21 protein-coding genes and 1 pseudogene are annotated in these 19892 nt (G+C 61.0%); 15 read left to right on the plus strand and 7 right to left on the minus strand.

The window, feature by feature from the left end:
* The coding region (locus tag FHT70_RS29215; RefSeq protein ID WP_183706653.1) for a BID domain-containing protein at positions 1-1268 on the plus strand (1268 nt) is incomplete at its 5' end.
* Between the two features lie 1055 nt (positions 1269-2323).
* Here the strand turns inward: FHT70_RS29215 and FHT70_RS29220 are convergent.
* A pseudogene (locus FHT70_RS29220) lies at positions 2324-2663 on the minus strand (transposase); the annotation flags it as partial.
* Between the two features lie 211 nt (positions 2664-2874).
* On the opposite strand from FHT70_RS29220, the gene FHT70_RS29225 reads away from it, so the two are divergent.
* Positions 2875-3312 carry a DUF4174 domain-containing protein gene (locus tag FHT70_RS29225; RefSeq protein ID WP_183706654.1) on the plus strand — a complete coding sequence of 146 codons (438 nt, stop codon included), beginning with the start codon at positions 2875-2877 and terminating at the stop codon, positions 3310-3312.
* A 36-nt stretch (positions 3313-3348) separates the two neighbouring features.
* A complete protein-coding gene (locus FHT70_RS29230) occupies positions 3349-3516 on the plus strand; it encodes a hypothetical protein (protein ID WP_020920431.1) in 168 nt (55 codons plus the stop codon).
* Here FHT70_RS29230 and FHT70_RS29235 read toward each other — a convergent pair.
* Entirely contained in the window at positions 3513-4394 is an 882-nt protein-coding gene (locus FHT70_RS29235; protein ID WP_183706665.1) for a LysR family transcriptional regulator, read from the minus strand. The genes FHT70_RS29230 and FHT70_RS29235 overlap by 4 nt on opposite strands.
* Entirely contained in the window at positions 4394-4705 is a 312-nt protein-coding gene (locus tag FHT70_RS29240) for a putative quinol monooxygenase (RefSeq protein ID WP_097598971.1), read from the minus strand. The genes FHT70_RS29235 and FHT70_RS29240 overlap by 1 nt, the downstream gene beginning before the upstream one ends.
* Before the next feature lie 163 nt (positions 4706-4868).
* Here FHT70_RS29240 and FHT70_RS29245 point away from each other — a divergent pair, with 163 nt between their 5' ends.
* The 8 genes from FHT70_RS29245 to FHT70_RS29280 all read left to right on the plus strand — a co-directional run bounded on the left by FHT70_RS29245 (position 4869) and on the right by FHT70_RS29280 (position 13519).
* Positions 4869-6365 carry a CoA-acylating methylmalonate-semialdehyde dehydrogenase gene (locus FHT70_RS29245; RefSeq protein WP_020920434.1) on the plus strand — a complete coding sequence of 499 codons (1497 nt, stop codon included), beginning with the start codon at positions 4869-4871 and terminating at the stop codon, positions 6363-6365.
* Between the two features lie 217 nt (positions 6366-6582).
* Complete coding sequence (gene rirA, locus FHT70_RS29250) at positions 6583-7065, plus strand: iron-responsive transcriptional regulator RirA (RefSeq protein ID WP_085777035.1); 483 nt, start codon at positions 6583-6585, stop codon at positions 7063-7065.
* Positions 7066-7398: 333 nt separating this feature from the next.
* Positions 7399-8994, plus strand: coding sequence for an ABC transporter substrate-binding protein (locus FHT70_RS29255; protein WP_183706655.1), 1596 nt, complete (start codon positions 7399-7401; stop codon positions 8992-8994).
* Positions 8995-9081: 87 nt separating this feature from the next.
* Entirely contained in the window at positions 9082-10086 is a 1005-nt protein-coding gene (locus FHT70_RS29260) for an ABC transporter permease subunit (RefSeq protein WP_038686996.1), read from the plus strand.
* A gap of 9 nt (positions 10087-10095) precedes the next feature.
* On the plus strand, positions 10096-10986 hold the full coding sequence (locus tag FHT70_RS29265) for an ABC transporter permease subunit (RefSeq protein WP_183706656.1): 891 nt from the start codon (positions 10096-10098) through the stop codon (positions 10984-10986).
* The gene (locus FHT70_RS29270; RefSeq protein ID WP_183706657.1) at positions 10986-12002 is read left to right on the plus strand and encodes an ABC transporter ATP-binding protein; all 1017 of its coding nucleotides are present in this window, start codon (positions 10986-10988) and stop codon (positions 12000-12002) included. Before FHT70_RS29265 ends, FHT70_RS29270 begins: the two co-directional genes overlap by 1 nt.
* Positions 11999-12952 carry a peptide ABC transporter ATP-binding protein gene (locus FHT70_RS29275; RefSeq protein ID WP_183706658.1) on the plus strand — a complete coding sequence of 318 codons (954 nt, stop codon included), beginning with the start codon at positions 11999-12001 and terminating at the stop codon, positions 12950-12952. The genes FHT70_RS29270 and FHT70_RS29275 overlap by 4 nt, the downstream gene beginning before the upstream one ends.
* 27 nt (positions 12953-12979) lie before the next feature.
* The gene (locus FHT70_RS29280) at positions 12980-13519 is read left to right on the plus strand and encodes a gluconokinase (protein WP_183706659.1); all 540 of its coding nucleotides are present in this window, start codon (positions 12980-12982) and stop codon (positions 13517-13519) included.
* On the opposite strand, the gene FHT70_RS29285 is transcribed toward FHT70_RS29280, so the two are convergent.
* The 3 genes from FHT70_RS29285 to FHT70_RS29295 form a co-directional block, all read right to left on the minus strand.
* The gene (locus tag FHT70_RS29285; protein ID WP_183706660.1) at positions 13509-14756 is read right to left on the minus strand and encodes an FAD-binding oxidoreductase; all 1248 of its coding nucleotides are present in this window, start codon (positions 14754-14756) and stop codon (positions 13509-13511) included. The genes FHT70_RS29280 and FHT70_RS29285 overlap by 11 nt on opposite strands.
* Before the next feature lie 71 nt (positions 14757-14827).
* Complete coding sequence (locus tag FHT70_RS29290; RefSeq protein ID WP_183706661.1) at positions 14828-15331, minus strand: isoprenylcysteine carboxylmethyltransferase family protein; 504 nt, start codon at positions 15329-15331, stop codon at positions 14828-14830.
* Positions 15328-16380 carry a type III polyketide synthase gene (locus FHT70_RS29295; protein WP_097598963.1) on the minus strand — a complete coding sequence of 351 codons (1053 nt, stop codon included), beginning with the start codon at positions 16378-16380 and terminating at the stop codon, positions 15328-15330. Before FHT70_RS29295 ends, FHT70_RS29290 begins: the two co-directional genes overlap by 4 nt.
* A 166-nt stretch (positions 16381-16546) precedes the next feature.
* Here FHT70_RS29295 and FHT70_RS29300 point away from each other — a divergent pair, with 166 nt between their 5' ends.
* The 4 genes from FHT70_RS29300 to FHT70_RS30125 all read left to right on the plus strand — a co-directional run bounded on the left by FHT70_RS29300 (position 16547) and on the right by FHT70_RS30125 (position 19419).
* The gene (locus tag FHT70_RS29300) at positions 16547-17083 is read left to right on the plus strand and encodes a tetratricopeptide repeat protein (protein WP_097598962.1); all 537 of its coding nucleotides are present in this window, start codon (positions 16547-16549) and stop codon (positions 17081-17083) included.
* Between the two features lie 43 nt (positions 17084-17126).
* Complete coding sequence (locus FHT70_RS29305; RefSeq protein WP_183706662.1) at positions 17127-17732, plus strand: RNA polymerase sigma factor; 606 nt, start codon at positions 17127-17129, stop codon at positions 17730-17732.
* A complete protein-coding gene (locus tag FHT70_RS29310) occupies positions 17729-18535 on the plus strand; it encodes an anti-sigma factor (protein WP_183706663.1) in 807 nt (268 codons plus the stop codon). The genes FHT70_RS29305 and FHT70_RS29310 overlap by 4 nt, the downstream gene beginning before the upstream one ends.
* Positions 18536-18951: 416 nt before the next feature.
* A complete protein-coding gene (locus FHT70_RS30125) occupies positions 18952-19419 on the plus strand; it encodes a transposase (protein ID WP_210282988.1) in 468 nt (155 codons plus the stop codon).
* Positions 19420-19518: 99 nt separating this feature from the next.
* On the opposite strand, the gene FHT70_RS29320 is transcribed toward FHT70_RS30125, so the two are convergent.
* Positions 19519-19892 (minus strand): polysaccharide biosynthesis protein (locus FHT70_RS29320; RefSeq protein ID WP_183706664.1); only part of this gene is annotated, 374 nt, incomplete at its 5' end.

The raw sequence follows: 19892 nt of genomic DNA on the forward strand, positions 1-19892 counted from the left end.
TTCCCTTGGCCCGCGCCCATGCGAGCGAGTTCCGCCGGAGCGCCGAACGGTTCGAGATCAATGAGCAGGCGCGGCGCGCACATATGTCATTGTCGGTCCCGGCGCTCTCCGAAGGCGCCATGGCGCGTCTCATGGAGATCGAGGCGGTGCGCAACAGGGGCGGGGACGATGCTTATAAGACCGCCTTTGCCCTTGCCGCGAAGGACCGCACGGTCGTGCAGGAGATCAAGGCGGTCAGCGAGGCGCTGTCTGCGCGCTTCGGCTGGAGTGCCTTCACCGCAAAGGCGGATGCGGTCGCCGAGCGCAACATCGCCGAGCGCATGCCGGAAGCTCTGATGGCCGGCGAGCGCGAGAAGCTGATCCACCTGTTCGAAGCCGTCAAGCGTTTTGCCGAGGCGCAGCATCTGGCCGAACGTCAGGACCGCTCGAAGGTCGTCGCGGCGGCCAGTGCCGTTCCGGACCCGGAGCAAGACAAGGGGGGAGGAAAGGAGAATGTGACTGTTGTGCCCATGCTTGCCGCTGTCACCGAGTTCAAGATACCGATCGACGATGAGGCGCGATCGCGAACTCTCTCCGCTCCTCTTTACCGTCAGCAGCGTGCGGCACTGGCCAACACGGCAAGGACGATCTGGCGCGATCCGGCAGGAGCCGTCGGCGAGATCGAGGAACTGCTTGCCAAAGGCTTTGCTGCCGAGCGCATCGCTGCCGCTGTGACCAATGATCCGGCTGCTTATGGCGCGTTGCGCGGTTCGGATCGTCTGATGGACAAGATGCTGGCTTCCGGGCGGGAGCGCAAAGATGCGGTGCAGGCCGTGCCCGAGGCAGCCGCGCGGCTGCGTTCTCTCGGGAGCGCCTATGCCAATATCTTCGATGCAGAACGACAGGCCATCAAGGCAGAGCGGGAGCGTATGGCGGTTGCTATTCCGGGCCTGTCGAAGGTGGCGGAAGAGGCGCTCACACGAATGGCAGAGGAGGCGAGGAAGAATGGGCGAAAGCCGAGTGTTTCGGCGGCGCCTCTCGACGCGAATATCCGACGGGAGTTCGATGACATCAGCAAGGCGCTCGACCAGCGCTTCGGGCGCAACGCCATCATCCGCGGCGACAAGGATCTCATCAACCAAGTGCCAGCGGCGCAGCGCCATGCCTTCGTCGCGATGCAGGAGAGGCTGAAGGTCCTGCAGCAGGCAGTCCGCGCGCAAAGCAGTCAGCAGATCCTCGCGGAACGGCGTCAGCGAGGCGTCAATCGCGGCCGCGGCATCGATCTCTGAGCCTCTCACTGGACGGCCATTGCCGCAGGGGCAAGCTAGCACCCAGGAATGATGGGCTCGCTCAGATTTTCGGCATCGCGTTTTAGACTAGTACGGCGAGATGTTGTTCACTTACGGCCTTGGCTAGCATGTAAAACTCGGCCGACCGCCCACACTGCGCCGGGCATCCGCTTCAATACAGGAAAAGTTGAGGCTGGTAATGCGAGCGAAGGATCGGCGAGTCAAAAAGCCAGCCTGACGGTGAATTTAGGCCAGTCCTGTTTTCAATGCGGGCCAGGACCCCCTAACGCCGAGAATTGAACTCGTCGATGGCCGCACCGCGATGATGTGAGATCGCCCGGGGATTTGAATTACAGATCCGCGCGTCCTTGCCGTAGCAAGGCCGTGACGGGGTCCTGCACGCCTTTTCGCTTCAATACTCGAACGTCTTGTCGTCCGACTTGTATGCTCGTCGAAATTCGTCTTCCCAGGGATCGAAAAATTTCTCGCCGTTAGGAAGCGGCGGCTTAGCTGGCCGGTCGTCTTTTTTGTGCTGTTCGTTTGAATCGTTCATGCATCAGCTTGTAGCCAGAAGAGGCGAATGCGTCGACTATGCGCCGTACACATTTTGCGGAAACCGTTAGATTGCGTGATCGGATTCGGCAGTACCTTCTCCGCAATTTACCTGCTCGGGTTATAACTTAAACACCAAGCAGCCATTGCCTCAAATCTCCGCGCTACTTGTTCGCCTAGTTCCGAATCTGGCCCATCCTCGCAACCTTCGCGAACCTGATTAGCAGTCTTAGTGAGAACGCCGGCGGCGTCTTCCCGCGAGATAAGGCACCTTTATCCATCAACAAATGCAAAGTGTTTATCGAAGCCAACGAATTCGCGCCGGAGATGATGTCATGCTCAGTATCCCACAGATTGCTAGCCAACTGTGCCTCCAAATTATGTTGTTAAAGCATAAGAGCAGACAGGGGTTCGAAGGTCTAGATGCGGCGGCACCGATTGGACTTTGGATGCGTCAGGCTGAAATGTCATTAATTCGAGCCAAAGCATGAGGCATGAGCCGGCTAGACGAAGCCGATAAAATTGGTTGCGAGTTTGTCATAGCGTATGGCGAGGCGACGCCATTGTTTGAGCTTGGCGGAGAAACTCTCGACGCCCCAGCGCTGCTTGCAAGCGATGCTGATGCTTACAGCGGCGTCGCGGAGGAATGAGCGGTTCACCACCCAGGTGAAGGAGGATGTGATGCATGCTGTCGGCATCGTGAGCGCGATCGGCGAGCACCTGTTTTGCTGGTAGTCTCCAAACGAGATCGCAGACCAGACCCATATCGTTCTGCTTTCCCGGGCCGAGATGGTAACGAACTGGCAGCCCGAGGGCATCCACTACAGCATGGATGTTACTGCCTGACCTCCAAGAGGCAGTGTTGAACTGATCTACTCCTCCGAAACTTATTGTCACCGCAGCTTAGCCTGGGGCCGCTCAAGAAACTCGACGAGGTTCAAAATCCCACTCAGCCGTAACACCGCCCCGCCATCAGAATAAAAATTAGAACCCCGTCGTCTGGATGGAACCCGTGCCATCTCGGACCGTTCTCCAAGGTGACGGGAGAATACGCATGTCGAAAACGCTTCTCTACGCCGCGACCAAGATTGACGAGATGAACAGTGCCTATTCGCCAATCGAAAGCCTGGCCGCCTTCCAGTGGAAGAACCGTGTCTTCATTCTTTTCGCCGACAGGGATAATGCCCGCGCGGCGCGCCAGGAAAACCAGCTGCTGGCCGACCGCAGCGCGCTCGATGAGCGCGATATGGTGGTGCTGAAGGTCTCGGGCGGCAAGGTGCGGGCGCTTTTCGGCGCTGCCGATGGCCTCGACGGCGAAATGATCCGCCGCGATCTCGATGCGCCGGAGACGGGTGAATTCGCCGCCTTCCTTGTCGGAAAGGACTGCACCGTCAAGCTCAAGGTCAGCGAGCCGATCACCAATGGCGAGCTCTTCGCCATCATCGACAGCATGCCGATGCGCGCTGCCGAGACGCTGAAGTCGGATAAATAGCCCCGACGAACATCGCAAACATAAAGGGAGGCGGTCATGTCCGTGCCCAACGAACCCATTCCCGATCAGCCGCCAATGCCGGCACCCGGCTGGAAGCCGGTGCCGCCGATCACCGAGCCGGAGCCGGACCGACTTCCCGATGAAGCGCCGGTCCCCAATCCCGATGAAAACGACGAGCCGGCCAAGCACGTTTCGGCGACTTAAAGGAAGATGTGCCGCTCGGCGCCGACGAGTTCCTGCAGGAAATCGACGACGCTGCGGACGCGCACGAGGTCGCGAGCCGTTTCGTGATAGGTCGTCCAATAGGCGCGCCGGATCGAAATGTCAGGCAGGATGCGCTCGAGTTCCGGATATTGCCGCGCGATATAATCATGCAGGATGCCGATGCCGGCGCCTGATCGCACCGCCTCCGTCTGGCCGATCGCCGTCGAAATTTCGAAGCCGGCGTCCCAGCTGCGCATTACCTCGCCGGAGAAATTCAGCGAGGCGGTGAAGATCAGATCCTCGACATAGCCGATGCGCGGATGCGCCTTCAGTGCCTCCACATCGCCGGGTCTTCCGTTTGAGCCGAGGTAGTCGCGTGAGGCATAGAGGCCAAGTGTATAGTCCGTCAGCTTGGAGGAGACGAGCCGGCCCTGTTCGGGACGTTCCAGCGTGATGGCGATATCGGCCTCACGCTGCGACAGCGAGAAGGAGCGCGGCACCGGCACAAGCTGGATCTTCAGCGCTGGGTGGCGCTCGATCAGCCTGCCCATGCGCGGTGCAAGAAAGGAGACGCCGAAACCATCGGGCGCGCCGACGCGCACCGTCCCGGCGATCGCCGTGTCGGTGTGGCCGAGATTGGCCTGCGCCGCGAGCATTTCGGTTTCCATCCGCTCGGCGGCATTGAGGAAGATGCCGCCTTCCGCCGTCAGCTCACAGCCATTCGTGCGGCGCACGAAGAGCCGCGTCTTCAGCGCCGCTTCGAGCGACGTCAGCCGGCGCGAAAGCGTGGCGTGGTTAAGCCCCAGGCGTTTCGAAGCGGCAAGGATCTGTCCGGTGCGGGCGACGGCCAGGAAAATGCGAACGTCATCCCAGTTCATCACTTGGCCCGCATTGCAATCGGATCGACCTCGATAAGCGTCAGCGACGTCACCATGCCGGCCGTCTCCTTCTTGTATGTGAGGAAATGCGGTGTCTGCAGATGCGCCTCATAGGCCTTTTGGTCGGCGTACACTTCGAGAATACGAACGCGGTTTGGAACCCCTCGGATGGAAACAGCGCTGAGCGAAAGGACACCCTCTTCCCGCGCGACCGAAGCCTCGATCTCCTCCGTAAGCAATGCTCGATAGGCGTCGAGCCTCTCGACGGCGATCTCCAGCTCCGCCATTCGCACGACCGGATTTTGGCTCATCGATCGACCCTCCTGAATTTGACTTGTTCGCATGCCGCGCCAAGTTTGGGAGCAGCAGCGCCTGCATCGAAACTATAAAACATGCACAACGGTTGCTTATATCACGGCGTTGATTTGTGCAAATTGAAGTGCGATTGTAGCCATCCAAACAGGAGGAACATCCATGCGTGAGATCGGACATTTCATCGGCGGCAAGCAGGTCGCCGGCACCAGCGGCCGCGTCAGCAACGTCTACAATCCGGCGACCGGCGAAGTGCAGGCGACCGTCGCCCTCGCCAGTGTCGAGGAGCTTCGCGCCGCCGTCGAGAACGCCAAGGCCGCGCAGCCGAAATGGGCTGCCACCAACCCGCAGCGCCGCGCTCGCGTATTCTTCAAGTTTGTCGAGCTCCTGAACAAGCATATGGACGAACTTGCCGAGTTGATTTCGAAAGAACACGGCAAGACGATCGAGGATGCCAAGGGCGACGTCGTTCGTGGCCTCGAAGTCTGCGAATTCGTATGCGGCATCCCGCATCTCGCCAAGGGCGAATTCACCGAGGGCGCGGGTCCGGCGATCGACATGTATTCGATCCGCCAGCCGGTCGGCATTGGCGCCGGCATCACGCCTTTCAATTTCCCCGGCATGATTCCGATGTGGATGTTCGCGCCGGCGATCGCCTGCGGCAATGCCTTCATCCTGAAGCCCTCCGAGCGCGATCCCTCCCTGCCGATCCGTCTTGCCGAACTGATGATCGAAGCCGGTCTGCCGGCCGGCATCCTCAACGTCGTCAACGGCGACAAGGGTGCCGTCGACGCGATCCTCACCGATCCCGATATCGGCGCCGTTTCCTTCGTCGGCTCCACGCCGATCGCCCGCTACGTCTACGGCACGGCAGCCATGAACGGCAAGCGTGCCCAGTGCTTCGGCGGCGCCAAGAACCACATGATCATCATGCCGGATGCCGATATGGATCAGGCCGTCAACGCGCTGATGGGCGCAGGCTATGGTTCGGCCGGCGAGCGCTGCATGGCGATCTCGGTTGCCGTTCCAGTCGGCGAAGAAACCGCCAACCGCCTCGTCGAGAAGCTGACGCCGAAGATCGAATCGCTGCGCATCGGCCCCTATACCGACGACAAGGCCGACATGGGCCCGCTCGTCACAAAGGAAGCCTATAACCGCGTTCGCGGCCTCATCGACCGTGGCGTCGAGGAAGGCGCCAAGCTCGTGGTCGATGGCCGCGACTTCAAGCTCCAGGGCTATGAAGACGGTTATTTCGTCGGCGGCTGCCTGTTCGATCACGTCACGCCTGAGATGGACATCTACAAGACCGAGATCTTCGGGCCTGTTCTTTCCGTCGTTCGCGCCCAAAACTATGAGGAAGCGCTGTCGCTGCCGATGAAGCACGAATATGGCAACGGTGTTGCGATCTACACCCGCGACGGCGACGCCGCCCGCGATTTTGCCTCGCGCATCAATATCGGCATGATCGGCATCAACGTTCCGATCCCGGTTCCGCTCGCCTACCACTCCTTCGGCGGCTGGAAGGCCTCAAGCTTCGGCGACCTCAACCAGCACGGCACGGATTCGATCAAGTTCTGGACGAAGACAAAGACGGTCACCGCGCGCTGGCCCTCCGGCATCAAGAGCGGCGCCGAATTCGTCATGCCGACCATGAAGTGATCTGCGCGACAGTTCGAACTACAATGCGGGGGCCTTCGGCCCCCGTTTCATTTGAGCGTTGGCAGGCCATTTTGGACTATAACCAGACGATCGCGGAGCAGGATTGATGTCGCGGCAAATGGCCTCATAAGCTGAATGCGAATTTCATATTTTGGAATTGTTCAAAACTGCCAAACCGCCTATATACGTCTGAACAGGCACGAGTCAGGAGATCGGCATGCGGTTGACGAAGCAGACCAACTATGCGGTTCGCATGTTGATGTATTGTGCTGCCAACGAAGGGCAGCTGAGCCGGATTCCGGAAATTGCCAAGGCCTACGGCGTTTCCGAACTCTTTCTTTTCAAGATCCTGCAGCCGCTGAACAAGGCGGGTCTGGTCGAAACCGTGCGCGGCCGTAACGGCGGCGTGCGTTTGGGCAAGCCGGCGCCCGAGATCACGCTCTTCGATGTCGTGCGGGTCACGGAAGATAGTTTCGCCATGGCCGAATGCTTCGAAGACGACGGCATGGTCGAATGCCCGCTGGTCGACAGCTGTGGCTTGAACTCGGCGCTTCGCAAGGCGTTGAACGCCTTCTTCGGCGTGCTTTCGGAATATTCGATCGACGACCTCGTCAAAGCCCGTCCTCAGATCAATTTCCTCCTGGGAATTACCGGCGAGCAGCACTACCGCAAGCCGGCGGCCGTTGCCCCCGCCGCCTGATTTCAAGAAACAGGTCTGACTTATGAAACCGCGGTTGCCTCGGCGATCGCGGTTTTTGTTTGCGCCGTCCGCTTGCGCATAAGGGTGCTGAAATGTCCAACATGCGCTGCTGAGAGGGCGCAATTATCCAAAATGCGACGAAATCCCGGACATTTTTGTCCGAATATTTCCGAATAAGGCTGATTTTTGACCAAAAATTTCTAAAATTGTCCAGCTGGAAAAATTTTCTCCGTAGGCCGTTGCTTTCAGTAGATAAATGTCGTTCCATCGACCGTCGATCGGGATGCCTACGGGTCTCCAGACATCAAAAAAGAACAACCGGGAAACAATATTATGAAAAAGATCTCTGTCATGCTGGCAGCGACGGCCCTGATTTCGGTCATGGCGACGTCCGCCTGGTCCAAGACCCTTGTTTATTGCTCCGAGGGTTCGCCGGAAGGCTTCGACCCGAGCCTCTATACGGCAGGCACGACCTTCGACGCGTCCTCGCGCACCGTCTACAGCCGCCTCGTCGAATTCAAGCATGGCGGCACCGAGATCGAACCTGGTTTGGCCGACAGCTGGAGCGTTTCGGACGACGGCAAGGAATACACTTTCAAACTTCATCCCGGCGTCAAGTTCCAGACTACCGACTTCTTCACCCCGACGCGCGATTTCAACGCCGACGACGTCGTGTTCTCCTTCGAGCGCCAGCTGAAGTCCGACAATCCGTGGAACAAGTATGTCGAGGGCGGCTCTTACGAATACGCCGCCGGCATGGGCTTCCCGGAACTGATCAAGTCGGTCGAGAAGGTCGATGACCTTACGGTAAAGTTCACGCTCAACCATCCCGAAGCGCCGTTCCTGGCCGACCTCGCCATGGACTTCGCTTCCATCATGTCCAAGGAATATGCCGACAAGCTTGCCGCCGACGGCAAGATGGCGCAGCTGAACCAGCAGCCGCTCGGCACCGGCCCCTACACCTTCGTCGCCTATCAGCCGGATGCCGTCATCCGCTACAAGGCGAACGAGACCTATTTCAAGGGCAAGGAAAAGATCGACGATCTGGTTTTCGCCGTCACCTCTGACGCCGCCGTGCGCGCTCAGAAGTTGAAGGCCGGCGAATGCCACCTGATCCCCTACCCGAACGCCGCCGACGTTCCCGAACTGAAGAAGGACGGAAATCTGACTGTTCTGGAGCAGCCCGGCCTCAACGTCAGCTACCTCGCCTACAACACGCAGATGGCTCCTTTCGACAAGCCGGAAGTTCGCCGCGCGCTGAACTCGGCGATCAACAAGCAGGCGATCGTCGACGCTGTCTTCCAGGGTGCGGCCACCGTTGCCAAGAATCCGATCCCGCCGACGATGTGGTCGTATAACGACGCCGTTCAAGACGAGAAATACGATCCGGACGCCGCCAAGAAGGCTCTGGCCGATGCCGGCGTCAAGGATCTCAGCATGAAGGTCTGGGCGATGCCGGTATCGCGGCCGTACATGCTGAATGCACGCCGCGCTGCCGAACTGATCCAGGCCGACTTCGCCAAGGTCGGCGTCACGGTTGAGATCGTCACCCATGAATGGGCCGAGTATCTGAAGCTCTCCTCCGACGTGAAGCGCGACGGCGCCGTCATCCTCGGCTGGACCGGCGACAACGGCGACCCCGACAACTTCATGGATACGCTGCTCGGCTGCGATGCCGTCGGCGGTAACAACCGCGCTCAGTGGTGCAACAAGGAATACGACGACCTCATGACCAAGGCCAAGCTGACCGCCGATGTCGGCGAGCGCACCAAGGCCTATGAGCAGGCGCAGCTGATCTTCAAGAAGGAAGCCCCTTGGGCGACCCTCGACCATTCGCTCGTCTTCGTTCCGATGAGCAAGAAGGTCTCAGGCTTCAAGATGGACCCGCTCGGCATTCACCGTTTCGACGGCGTCGACGTATCCGAATAACAAGAATAATGTAAAAATGCCCGGCAGAGCTGGGCGCAGCCGGCGGTCAGGCCCCTCCTGACCGCCGGAAACTATTGGACATCTGCCATGTTGCGTTTTTTCATCGGCCGCCTTGCGGTGCTGATCCCGACATTCCTCGGCGTTTCCCTGATTGCCTTCTCTTTCATCCGCCTGCTGCCCGGAGATCCCGTGATGCTGCTTTCGGGTGAACGCGTCATGGCGCCGGAGCGACACGCCCAGATCATGCACGATCTCGGTTTCGACCGGCCCATGTATATGCAGTATTTTGATTATCTCGGAAAAGTGCTGCAGGGCGATCTCGGCACCTCGATCGTCACCAAGCGGCCTGTTCTTGGCGAATTCCTGACATTGTTTCCGGCGACGCTGGAGCTTTCCTTCTGCGCCATCATCCTCGCCGTCTGTCTTGGCGTGCCCGCTGGCGTCTTTGCCGCCGTCAAGCGAGGCACGTGGTTCGATCAAAGCGTGATGGGTGTCGCCCTCGTCGGTTATTCCATGCCGATTTTCTGGTGGGGCCTGCTGCTCATCATCTTCTTCTCCGGTTACCTTGGCTGGACACCGGTATCCGGCCGCATTTCGCTGATGTATTTCTTCAAACCGGTGACCGGCTTCATGCTGATCGACAGCCTGCTGTCAGGTCAGAAGGGGGCCTTTGCCTCGGCCGTCAGCTATCTCATTCTGCCGACCATCGTGCTGGCGACCATCCCGCTCGCCGTCATCGCCCGCCAGACGCGCTCGGCAATGCTCGAGGTTCTCGGCGAGGACTATGTCCGCACTGCACGCTCGAAAGGTTTGAAGCCGCTGCGCGTCGTCGGCGTGCATGCACTGCGCAATGCAATGATCCCCGTCATCACCACGATCGGCCTGCAGATCGGTGTCCTTCTTGCCGGCGCCATCCTCACCGAGACGATCTTCTCCTGGCCGGGCATCGGCAAATGGATGGTCGATTCGGTGTTCAAACGCGATTACGCGGTGGTGCAGGGCGGCCTTCTCCTGATCGCCGGCGTCATCATGCTGGTCAATCTGATTGTTGACGTCCTCTACGGCTTCATCAATCCGCGCATTCGTCACTAGGAGCGGTCCATGAGCACGGTCACCGTTAAAACCGGCCAGCCATCCGCTCTTGCGGAATTCTGGCACTATTTCTCCCGCAACAAGGGCGCCGTCATCGGCCTCGTTGTTTTCGTCGTCATTCTGGTCGTTGCAATCTTCGCACCGGTCTTTGCGCCACATGCGCCAAACGAGCAGAACCGAGAGGTGCTGCTCGCCGTGCCTTCATGGATGGAGGGAGGCCATGCTTCCTTTCCGCTCGGAACGGATGCCGTCGGCCGCGATATCCTTTCGCGGCTGATCTATGGCGCGCGGTTCTCACTCTTTATCGGCGTCGTGGTCGTCACGCTGTCGGTCATATGTGGCGTCCTGATCGGCCTCGTCGCCGGCTATTTCCGCGGCCGGATCGATACCGCCATCATGCGCCTGATGGACATCATCCTTGCCTTCCCGTCGCTGCTGCTCGCGCTCGTGTTGGTGGCAGTCCTCGGTCCTGGCCTTACCAACGCGATGATCGCGATTTCGCTAGTCAACCAGCCGCATTTCGTGCGGTTGACCCGCGCCTCTGTCATTTCAGAGCGTGAGAAGGAATATGTGATCGCCTCGCGTGTCGCCGGCGCGGGAACGCTCCGCTTGATGTTCAAGACGATCCTGCCGAACTGTCTCGGGCCGTTGATCGTTCAGGCGACGCTCGCCTTCTCGGCGGCGATCCTTGATGCCGCCGCCCTCGGCTTTCTCGGCATGGGTGCCCAGCCGCCGACACCCGAATGGGGCACGATGCTTGCCGAGTCCCGTGAGTTCATCTCACGCGCCTGGTGGGTCGTGACTTTCCCGGGTCTTGCCATCCTCATCACCGTTCTTGCCATCAACCTGATGGGCGACGGCCTGCGCGATGCGCTTGACCCCAAACTGAAGAGGTCGTGATGCCGCTTCTCGAAATCGAAAATCTGACTGTCGAATTCCAGACGTCTTCAGGTCCTTTCCGTGCCGTCGACGGGGTGTCGCTCACCTGCGACAAGGGCGAGATCCTGTCGGTGGTCGGCGAATCGGGTTCGGGCAAATCCGTTGCCATGCTGGCCCTGATGGGCCTTCTGCCCTGGACCGCCAGGATCACCGCCGACCGCATGCAGTTCGACGGCCAGGATCTGCGTGGCATCTCCGCCCGCCAGCGCCGCCGGATCGTCGGCAAGGAGATGGCGATGATCTTCCAGGAGCCGATGTCGAGCCTCAACCCGTGCTTCACGGTCGGCTTCCAGCTCGGCGAGACCCTGCGCGTCCATATGGGCCTCAACCGGAAAGAGCGCCGCAAACGTTCGATCGAACTCTTGAGCCTCGTCGGGATTCCGGCGCCGGAAGACCGCCTGTCGAACTTCCCGCATCAGATGTCGGGCGGCATGAGCCAGCGCGTCATGATCGCCATGGCGCTCGCCTGCAATCCGAAGCTTCTGATCGCCGACGAGCCGACGACGGCGCTCGACGTGACGATCCAGGCGCAGATCCTCGATCTGCTCGTGCGCTTGCAGAAGGAGCAGGGCATGGCGCTGGTGCTGATCACTCATGACATGGGTGTCGTCGCCGAAACCGCCGAGCGCGTGCAGGTCCAATATGCCGGGCAGAAGGTCGAGGAGCAGCCGGTGAAGGCACTGTTCCGTGATCCGCATCATCCCTATACGGCAGCCCTGCTTGCCGCCTTGCCGGAGCGCGCCGAAGTGGGGCAGCGGCTTCCCTCGATCGCTGGCGTCGTTCCCGGCCAGCACGGCCGACCGACCGGCTGTCTGTTCGCGCCACGCTGCGGCTATGCAACGGTCGAATGCGAGCGCGGTGTGGTGCGCCAGGGGCCCGAACTCGGCCGGGCGCTCTGCAACTATCCATTGAAGGACGGCAAGCCGCTGGGCCACCCCGGTGTCATGCGTGTTGAAACTGCAGGAGACTTGGTATGACGGGCGCTGTTCTCGAGGGCAGGGATCTCGCCCGTTTCTACACCGTCAACCGCGGTCTCTTCAAAGCCGATGCCACGGTCAAGGCGCTGAACGGCGTCAGCTTCAGCCTCTATTCCGGCAAAACCCTTGCCGTCGTCGGCGAATCCGGCTGCGGCAAGTCGACGCTTGCCCGTCTCGTCACGATGATCGAGGATCCGACGGCCGGCGAATTGCTGATCGACGGCAAGCCCGCGCGTGTCGGCGACCGCAGCCTCCGCAGCCAGGTGCAGATCGTCTTCCAGAATCCTTACGGCTCGCTCAACCCGCGCCAGAAGGTCGGTGCGATCCTGGAGGAACCGCTGAAGATCAATACCGATCTCGATGCCAGTGCCCGCCGCCGCAAGGTGGAGGAGATGATGGCCCGCGTCGGGCTGCGCCCGGAGCATCACGGCCGCTACCCTCATATGTTCTCCGGCGGCCAGCGCCAGCGCATCGCCATTGCCCGCGCGCTGATGCTGCGACCGAAGGTGCTGGTGCTCGACGAGCCGGTTTCGGCGCTGGACCTGTCGATCCAGGCGCAGGTGCTGAACCTGCTTATGGACCTGCAGAAGGAGATGGGGCTTGCCTATCTCTTCATCTCGCACGGCCTCTCGGTCGTCCATCACATCGCCGACGAGGTGATGGTGATGTATCTCGGCCGCCCGATCGAAACCGGTCCCGCCGCCGAAGTCTTCGCCCGGCCGCGCCATCCCTATACGGCCGCTCTCCTGTCGGCGACCCCGATCGCCGATCCCGAGCGCGAGAAGAATCGTATCCGGCTGCAGGGCGAACTGCCGTCGCCGCTGAAGCCGCCGTCCGGCTGCCACTTCAACCCGCGCTGCTGGAAGGCGCAGGACTTTTGTCGTCAGGTTTCTCCCGAGCTAAGCGGAGAAGGCGCACAACAATATGCCTGTCATTTCCCGCTCGACTGAGCGGGCAACCGCCGTTTGAGAGGAAACATGCAAGACGATCGGATCAACAGACCTCAGGCGATCATCGTCATGGGGGTCAGCGGCTGCGGTAAGTCCTCGGTCGGCGAAAAACTTGCCGAGGCCTTGCACCTGCCCTTCGTCGAAGGTGATGCGCTTCATCCGGCCGCCAACGTCGAGAAGATGTCGAAGGGCATTCCGCTGACCGATGAGGATCGGGTGCCTTGGCTCGACCTGATCGGCAAACGCATGCAGGCATCGCTGGAGAAAGGCGAGGGCATCATCGTCTCCTGTTCGGCGCTGAAGCGCATCTATCGTGACAGGCTGAGGGCTGCTGCCGGCGGCAATCTGTTCTTCGTCTACCTCGAAGGATCAAAGGCGCTGCTGACGAAGCGAATGGGCGAGCGCAAGGGACACTTCATGCCGGTCTCGCTGCTCGAAAGTCAGCTGGCGACACTCGAGGTGCCGACAGGCGAACCCGGTGTCGTCACCGTCGATATCGACGATACGATCGACGGCATTGCGGCAACGGCTCTCAGGGGCCTTTCCAACCTCGGTATTATGGCTTGAAGCGCTGTGGCGAGTAAGCCGAGATATCGATGAATGGCGCCTCGCCGGTGATGAGTTCGGCAAGCACGCGGCCGGTCACCGGCCCGAGCGTCAGTCCATGATGAGCGTGGCCGAAGGCGAACCATAAGCCCTGGTGGCGTGGCGCCTTGCCGATGACAGGCATCATGTCCGGCGTGCAGGGGCGCGCGCCCATCCACGGTTCGGGATCGAGCCTGCCTCCGAGCGGGAAGATCGTACGCGCCACGGCTTCCGCCCGGTCGAGCTGCACCGGCGTCTTCGGCGCGTCCAGCCTCGCGAACTCAGCCCCCGTCGTCAGGCGGATCCCGCGGTTCATCGGCGCCAGCAAATAACCACGCTCGGCATCGAGGATCCAGTTGTTGAGCACGGCATTGCCCTTGGCGGCATAATGCATGTGATAGCCGCGCTTGACGCCGAGGGGAAAGGAATAACCGAGCCGGCGCGTCGCGACGGCTGCCCAGGGGCCGAGCGCGAGGACCGCATCCTCGGCTTCGAGCGGGCCCTCGCTGGTCATGATCTTCCAGCCGGTGCCGAACTGGCCGAGCGAGGCGGCGTCGCCGGTGACGAAGCGGCCGCCGAGGCTTTCGAAATAGCGGCGATAGGCCGATATCAGCGCATGCGGGTCGAGCACTGACCAGGGATCGCGCCAGCGGATGCCGCCGGCGAAAGGGACGGTAATATCGGGTTCCATGCGGGCGATGTCGGCCGACGTCAGGCTGTCATAGGTAACGCCGAATTCGCTCTGCCAACGGGCGGCTTCGGCGAGGGCCTCGTCGCGCATCGCCTCGGTCCGGAAAATCTTTATCCAGCCGTCCTTGCGGATCAGCGCCTGCGCCTGCGAGGCCTCGATCAGGTCCTTGTGCTCGGCAACCGAGTTTTCGATCAGCGGCGCATAGGCCCGTGTGATGACCGCGTGGCGCCGGGCATTCGAATTCCACCAGTAGCGGGCGAGAAAGGCGAGTTGGCTCGGCAGCGCACTAAGATGATAATGGGCATCGATTTCGTTGTTGAGCGCATAACGCAGCAGCAGGCCGAACTGCTGGGGGAAGCCGTAAGGTTCCACTCCTTCCCGCTGGATCAGGCCAGCATTGCCGAAGGAGGTTTCGCTGCCCGGATCCTTGCGGTCGATCAGGGTCACCTGCCGGCCGCGTCGCTGCAGATGGATGGCGGTGGACACCCCGACAATGCCGGCGCCGAGCACGATTGCGTTCTTCGTCATTCCCCTGCATTCCGCTTGATTATCCGGTAAAATGCCCGGGCCAATCCCGCGGCGCAAACGAAAAATCGCACTCATTTCAAAATCATTGCGCTTTCCAGTGCGGCATTTTCGGCCTTTACCCGCACATGCAGGATTGCGGCATTGAAAAGCGAAAAGACGACCGCAAAGACCGGCAGACCAAAGGCGAGAGGAAGGCTCGCGAACTCGCCGATGACGATCGCATAGTTCGGATGCCGGAGGAAGCGATAGGGTCCCGATATCACGAGCGGCGCGCCGGGCAGGACGATGATGCGTGTTGTCCAGCGGTCCTTCAGCGTCCCCAGCACCCAGAGCCGCAGCGCCTGTAGCCCCATGAACACCAAAAACCAGAAGGGTTGAACCGGCCTGCCCGGCGCCAGCAGCCAAAGGCCCATGATCCAGGTGGCATGCAGCGCCACCATCATGGCATAATGCTCCGAGGCGACTTCCCGGCCGCCTCTAGCGAGCAGGGCGGCGGTGTTGCGCCGGGCGAGCACCAGCTCGGCCAACCGCTGCAGCGTCACGAATGTCAGGAGCGCGATCGACGGCCAGATCATGCCGCCCTCCGCAGCGTCACGCAGCTCGCCGAAAAGCCTGGTCCCATGGCGACCATCGCCGCCCGGTCCGGCAGCCCGGCGCGGATTGCCCGCTCCAGCACGAACAGCACGGTCGGTGAGGACATGTTGCCATATTCGGCAAGTACGGCCCGTTCGTGATCGAGCGTGCCAGGTGTCAGTGAAAGCGCGCTCTCCATCGCGGCCAGCACCTTCATACCGCCGGGATGGCAGATGAAGCGGTCGATATCTGCTGGTCTCAGCCCGTTGCGCCCCAGAATGGCCGCCACCGCAGGGGCGAGTTCCCGTTCGGCGAAGGGCGGCAAGGATTGCGCCAGCACGATGCCGAAGCCGCCATCGTCGATCTTCCAGCCCATGATATCGAGCGTATCCGGGAAGAGGTGCTCGCCTGTTGATTCCACCTGGGCCAGTCCGCCTTCGCCGGCGCGGAGCACGCAGGCGGCCGCGCCGTCGCCGAAAAGCGCTGTCGCGATGATGTTCGGCCGCGTCAGCTCGTCCAGCCGGAAGGCGAGCGTGCAAAGCTCGATCGAGACGAAAAGCACGACGGCGCCCGGGCGGCTCCGTGCCAGCCGCGCCGCGATGGCAAAGCCCGAGACGCCGGCTGCGCAGCCGAGCCCGAAGACCGGCACCCGCTCGATATCGGCCCTGAAGCCCATGCGGCGGGCAAGCTGCGCATCAAGGCTCGGCGTCGTAAAACCGGTGGAAGAGACCGTGACGATACAGTCGACATGACAGGCGCCGAGATCGGCCCGGCGAAGCGCCGCGCTGGCCGCCTCGACGAAAAGGGCGCCTGCCACCTCTCCGTAGGCCTGCATGCGGTCCTGCCAGCCATGCGTTTCGTCGAACCAGGCAAGCGGCCGCGCGGCATGGCGCTTGTTGATACCGGCGCTGTCGAAGACGCGGGCTAGATGATGGAAATCCTCGTAGCGGTCGGCAAACAGCCGGGCCGAGGCTTCGGCCGCCTGGTTTTGGAAGATGATATGTTCGGGCGTGGCGGTGGCGAGGCTGACGAGACTGACGGTATCGGTCACGGAATTCTCCTTGTCGTTCCGGCGCAATGCTGAAAACACCCGGTCCCGATGATTTATTCGGCTTTGGACTTCACGAAGCAGTGATGGAGAAAATAGAGAGGCCGGCGAATAAAGCCCAGGGCAGCGGTGTTCTCTCTCCGCAACGTCACTTTCGAGGAGTTTTTCCATGACGATCATGACAGCCCGTATCGCTTCCGTCCTTCTTGGCGGCTGCCTTGCCGCTTCGCTCTTCTCCGGTCCGGTCTTTGCTGTCGGCAACGACAACAGCACGATGCCAACTTGCAAGAAGGGCGAGATCTACGACCAGAAGACCAAGAAATGCGTCAAGCAGCAGAGCGCCAATGTCTCGGACGAGAACCGTACCGACTATGCCTATTCGCTGGCCAAGGCCGGCCGTTATGAAGAGGCGCTTGCCATGCTCGATACGGTCAAGGACCAGAACAGCGCCGAGGTGCTGAACTATCGCGGTTACGCCACCCGCAAGCTCGGGCGCACCGACGAAGGCATCTCCTACTACCTGCAATCGGTGAAAATGGATCCGCAATACGCCAAGGTCCGTGAATATCTCGGCGAAGCCTATGTCATCAAGGGCCGGCTCGATCTCGCAAAGGAGCAATTGAACACGATCAAGACGATCTGCGGCACGGTTTGCGAGGAATATCAGGATCTGAACGCTGTCATCCTCGACCCATCGAAGATCTGAGCTTAGGCCACTAGCGGGAATGGAGCCGGGAAAGGATATCCGAATGTCGGTCGCGCACGCTACAATTCCTGCCTATAGTCGCGCGAGAATGGAATCGCCTGTTCATCAGGCGGTTCCAAGGGATGCAGGATTGGCGGAGGCGGTCATCGCGAGCGAAGCGGATATCAGGAGCGGTCTGACGGAAAACCTGGCCAGGCTCTGGCGTTATGGTTTCGTTCTCTCGCATCAGCGTGATGTCGCCGACGATCTGGTGCAGGCGACCTGCCTTCGTGCGCTCGAACGCGCCGGCCAGTTCGTTCCCGGCACCCGACTCGACCGCTGGCTGTTTTCGATCCTGCATTCGATCTGGCTGAACGAGATCCGCTCGCGCCGGGTGCGCCAGGGCCAGGGTTTCGTCGATGCTGGCGAGGCGCTGACCTTCGACGGCGCGCACGATACTGAAACGCATGTAATGGCGGGGCAGGTGCTGAAGCAGGTAAATGCGTTGCCCGAGGCGCAACGCACGGCGGTTTTCCTCGCCTACGTAGAAGGACTATCCTATCGCGAGGTTGCAGGCATATTGGATATTCCGATTGGGACCGTGATGAGCCGGCTGGCGGCCGCCCGCGCCAGGCTCTCCGGCGCCGGACCGGCAGGGGGACGCCCATGAGCACGAAACACACCATTCCCTCCGACGAGGATCTCACAGCCTTCATCGACGGCGAGCTGACGACGGAAGAGAGAGCCCGCATCGAAACCATCGTCAAGGAAGATGAGAGCGTCGCCGAACGATTGGATTTCCTGGCCCGCGCCAGCCTGCCGTTCGAGCCGGCTTTTGCCCCGCTGCTCTCCGCAGCCCCGCACGAAAAGCTGAAGGCGATGCTCGCCGCCATTCCTGCGCATGAGAACGCAAGATCGGTCGCTGCGCCCGCGCCCACTCGCCGTCGCTTCCTCGGTGCGCTCGCCGCCTCGCTTGTGGCCGGCATCGCCATTGACCGCGCCGTCATCGGCATCGGCAGTGGTTTTTCGGCAAAGGACGAAAACAGCGAATGGCGCGCCGTGGTCGCCGACTATATCTTGCTCTATACCGCCGAAACGCTTGCGGGCCCCGTGCCCGGCAGGCAGGACCAGGCCGCCCAGCTCGCCAGTCTTGACGAGAAGCTCGCTCTATCGCTTTCCCCGGAAGCCGTCTCCGTCCCGGGGATCGATTTCAAACGCGCCCTGCTGCTGCAATATGACGGCAAGCCGCTCGCCCAGATCGCCTATCTCGATCCCGAGACCGGGCCGATGGCGCTCTGCATCGTGAAATCCGACGCGGGGCCGAAGGCGCCGGACCTTGAAAACCGCAAGGGAATGAATGTCGTCTACTGGTCGAATGCGACGCATGCCTTTATGCTGATCGGGCATGCTGCTGCGGACCGGATGACTGCGATGGCGGACGCCGTGCGGGGGAGGGTGGCTGTTGAGTCTTGAACAGGGCAGCGGCTCGCTGCCCAAGACGACGAGTCGGGCGAATAGCAAAGAGGTGGTAATGGCAAGGCTGCGCAAACTCAGATGGAAGCTGTGTTTGCGAAAATACTAGCTGTGTGGCGCGGCGGCCGATGAGGTTCACCGCCGCCTGTCGGCCAAAGCCGATTGGACGGTGCGGTCGCTTGCCGCCGCTCTGAAGGTGGCAGGCATCCATGTCTCTCACGACACGGTTTGGCGTTTCCTGCGCCGTGAAGGCAAAACATTTAAAAAAAAACGCTGATCGCCAGCGAGCAGGACAGGCCGAAGGTGGCGCGGTTCCGGAGCCGCTGGAAGTCACATCAACATCGACTTGATCCGGACCGCCTGGTGTTCGTTGACGTAACCTGGGTCAAAACCAACATGACGCGCACCCGCGGCTGGTGTCAACGTGGCCAGCGCTGATCGCCGGAATACCGCGTGGCCATTGGAAGACGCTCACCTTCCTCGCCGGGCTGCGCCACGACCGCATCGTCGCGCCTTTCGTGCTCGATGGCCCAATCAACGCCACCGCTTTCACAGCCTGGGTCGAGCAATGCCTGGCACCAACCCTCAATCGCGGCGATATCGTCATCCTCGACAATCTCGGCAGTCACAAGGGCAAGCCGGCGCGCAACGCCATCCGCAATGCCGGCGCCCACCTGTTCTTCTTGCCGCGCTACAGCCCCTATCTCAAGCCGATCGAGATGATGTCGCCAAACTCAAGACTCTGCTGCGCAAGGCAGACGAGCGTAGCGTCGAAGCGACATGGCGGCGCGTCGGTGAAGTCCTCAAGGCATTCAGCCCGCTCGAATGCGCCGCCTACCTCAAGCATGCAGTATATGTTTCAACATAAACCTGACAGACTCTAGTGGTCTTCCGGCAACAGGATCACAGAATCGACGGCCATGGTCTAGGGGACGCGGCCGCAAAAAACACGTTTGAAGGCGGTTGGACCTAACGTCGATGTCTCAAGCCGCCGTATTGGTTTCGGCTCCGGTGAATGCAAGATCGGAAACTTCACCCGTTGAGGAATAGCCGGAAACAAGTTCTGCCAGGGTCGCGCGGGCCGCGATCATGTCGTTACGATCCAATGCCGCATTGAGCGAATTGAGCTTCTTCGAAAGTTCCGGCCACAACAGGAAGTCCTCGCGCGCCTTCATGATCCGCGGATGTTCGGTTGTCTCGGGGTTATCCCCGATCAACAATTCTTCATAAAGCTTCTCGCCGGCCCTCAAGCCCGTAACGGCAAGCTCGATGTCCCCTTCGGGATTATCCACGTCCCGGACGGTCAATCCGGACAGTTCGACCATCTTGCGGGCGAGATCCGCAATGCGGACGGGCT

Origin of the sequence: Rhizobium sp. BK049 (assembly GCF_014193135.1) — a bacterium.
In the GTDB taxonomy this organism is placed as follows: Bacteria; Pseudomonadota; Alphaproteobacteria; order Rhizobiales; family Rhizobiaceae; genus Rhizobium.